Genomic DNA, 2857 nt, shown 5'->3' on the forward strand with positions numbered 1-2857 from the left:
AAGCCCTGCCGCCGGGCGATGCGCGGAATCATGGCGAGGACTGCTGCGCCATTGCCCCACACAAGGTCGATGCCGTCAGTGTCAGCAGCAGTGACCAGTCCCAGTTCACGAGCCTCCATGGCCGTCGCCAGCGTTCCGCCGGTCGAGATCGTGTCCAGGCCGAAGACGTTGCAGAGGGAGGCAGCCTGCTCGACGTCGTCGAGATCCGTAAGCATCAGCAGGGACCCAAGTGCCCCAACCGACTCGTACTCCAGCCCGGCTCCGTCCCGCCCCTCGTGGCCCTCGACATGCAGGCGCACTGTGCGGCCGCACCCAATGGGACAGCTGGCACAGTGGTACCGGCCGGTGAGGCGCTCGGCGATGGCCTGGCCGCTCAGCGCAGCTGCCTGTGGAAAGCTCCCGTCCCGCCAGTTCCTGATCGGCAGGTCTCCAACTTCCTCTGCACGCTGCACACCCCCGGTCGTGCCAAAAAGGTGCATGCCGATGGCCTGCTCACGCATGGCAGGAACCGTCTCTCGCATCAACTGCTTCAGCGCGTCGGGATCATGCACCGGGACCTGCTTCGTGCCCCGCACCGCGACGCCCTTGAGGAGTTTCGACCCCATGACGGCGCCAAGTCCACCGCGACCTGCCACACGAGCATCCGCCCCATCGTGCACGATGTTGGCCATGAGGACGAGGTTCTCCCCCGCTGGGCCAATAAGGGCAGTGGAGAAACCACCTCCCAGGCGTACCCGCAGAGCCGTGTCGGCATCGATGACATCCTTGCCCCAGAGGTCTGCCGCGTCCTCGAGCCGAACCCGGTCTCCATCGACGACAAGGACGCTCGCTAGCGCCGCCGAACCCGTGATAACCAACGCGTCGTACCCCGCTCGTTTCAGCGCTGTTCCGAACGTGCCGCCCGCATCCCCTTCACCGTAAGCGCCGGTTGCGGGAGAGCGTGTAACGACCTCGTGTCTGCCAGACGTCGGGGCGAATGTCCCCGTCAGCGGTCCTGCAGCGAAGACCAGTGCGTTCCCCGGTTCGAGAGCACCCGCGCCGGGCACCGAATGATGCTCCCACAGCCATGCGCCCAAGCCTGACCCACCAAGCAGAAGGTCCCGCGCGCCCGCGTCGAGCACTTCATCATGTGACGTACCTTGCTCCAGATCGACAACCAGGACGCGATTCCAGTATCCTCCACTCATTTCACGTACCTCCCCAAGCCAACCGATGTTCTCACCTGCTGGAACACGTCCAGCGACTGCAGGACCATCCTGTGCTTGAGAGTATAGCACTTGAGTCCTTTGATCTGTCATTCCCCCGAGCCCTTTTGTCCCTCGCATCCTTTTGTCCAAGATGCGAGGTGTTCTTCAAGGCGAGGGGTGCTTCTCCGCGTATGTACCACCCGGGCGCAATTACCAGCTGACCCCAAAGCAAAAACCGGCGCTATGAACCAAGCGCCGGCCGCGTCATTCATATGTTGTGGAAGACTAGCTCTTCGCGCTCGGAATCCCGACCTCTCGGGGAGTCGTTTCGAACTTGCCGGACACTGATGCACCCTCCTCGACGGAGATGCGCGCACTCGTGATGTCGCCCTTGACGGTCGACTTCTCCAGAACCTCAACCTTCTCCGCGCCCGTGACATTCCCCTCGACACGTCCTATCACGACAACCAGACGCCCTTCGACGTTGCCATGCACCTCGCCCTGTTCGGCGACGGTGATCGTCCCGTGACCGGTAACGTTGCCCTGCAGTTGACCCTCAATGTGCAGGTCTCCCTGATTCTCGACGTCACCCTTCACGACGAGGTCGTGGGCAAAGAAAGACGCGGTCTTGCTCTCTGTAGTCTTGGAAGGTCCAAATGCCATGGTTGTCTCCTTCGCACCTAGTTGAGGTACGTCATAGGGTCGACCGCGGTACCGTTGATGATAACTTGATAATGGCAATGCGGGCCCGTGGTACGACCGGTCAATCCCTCATAGCCGATGACCTGACCCTTCTTGACAGTCTGGCCTGCAGCCACGGCCATGCGGCTCATGTGGCCGTACAAGGTCTCGATGCCGTTCCGATGGTACAGTGTCACCGAAATGCCGTAGGTGCCGTTCCATCCGACTTGCACCACCGTGCCGTCTGCCGTCGCGCGGATCGCTGTGCCGTACGGAGCTGCAATGTCGACACCGTCATGCACTTCGCTGCTGCTGCCGCCGAAGGGGTTGGAACGCCAGCCAAACGCCGAAGTAATAAGACCGTAGAGTGGCCAGATGGAAGGAGTCTCCGCAAGGATCGAATTGTACTTGGAGGCCGCGTCCTGGAGGACGATCAGGTTCTTCTCACGGGTTTGGGCTTCTTTCTGCACGACCGCGGTCGACGTCGACAGCTGTGTTGCAGCTTCGCCCAGGCCACGGCTGACAGAAAGGGTCGGCGTGGCCGTCGTTTTGAGGATGGACGCCAGGGAGACGTTGCTGCTGACGCCAAGCGTCTTGCGGACCTTGGCATCAAGGGTACCCAAATAGTCGACATACTTCTTGAGTGCCGTCACTTCCGTGTTGCTGGTGCTGATGGCCTCGTTGGCGGCATCAAGTTGAGTCGCCTGCAGACGCACGACCTGATCAAGACCCATGCCGTTGTACTGGGCGACGGTGTTCTTGAGCTGCGTGTTCTGCGCCATGGCGTAGGCGAAGCCTGAGAAAAAGAGGATAACGATAGTGATGACGCTGTAGATGGCCAGACGTGAGACCTTGAACTGATGTGCGCGACCTTCGTACTGTGGAACGATCACGACCGAGTAACAGGTGCGCTTGCTCTTCTTCTCGACTGAAGCCTTTTTCGCCATCATCGCCTCGCTTTTTCAGAACACTGCAAGAATTAGGGTCTC

At 60.9% G+C, this 2857-nt stretch carries 3 protein-coding genes; all 3 read right to left on the reverse strand.

Annotated features, from left to right (window positions below; translation table 11 throughout):
- Nucleotides 1-1187 (reverse strand): aldehyde ferredoxin oxidoreductase N-terminal domain-containing protein (locus tag SMC5_RS02285; protein ID WP_207798982.1); only part of this gene is annotated, 1187 nt, incomplete at its 3' end.
- Between the two features lie 285 nt (nucleotides 1188-1472).
- Nucleotides 1473-1850, reverse strand: a complete 378-nt coding sequence (locus tag SMC5_RS02290; protein ID WP_119119426.1) for a bactofilin family protein — start codon at nucleotides 1848-1850, stop codon at nucleotides 1473-1475.
- A 17-nt stretch (nucleotides 1851-1867) separates the two neighbouring features.
- Nucleotides 1868-2818 (reverse strand): M23 family metallopeptidase, encoded by a 951-nt coding sequence (locus SMC5_RS02295; RefSeq protein ID WP_119119427.1) that lies wholly within the window; start codon nucleotides 2816-2818, stop codon nucleotides 1868-1870.
- Nucleotides 2819-2857: the final 39 nt, after the last annotated feature.

Origin of the sequence: Candidatus Cryosericum odellii (assembly GCF_003570935.1) — a bacterium.
Lineage (GTDB): Bacteria > Caldisericota > Caldisericia > Cryosericales > Cryosericaceae > Cryosericum > Cryosericum odellii.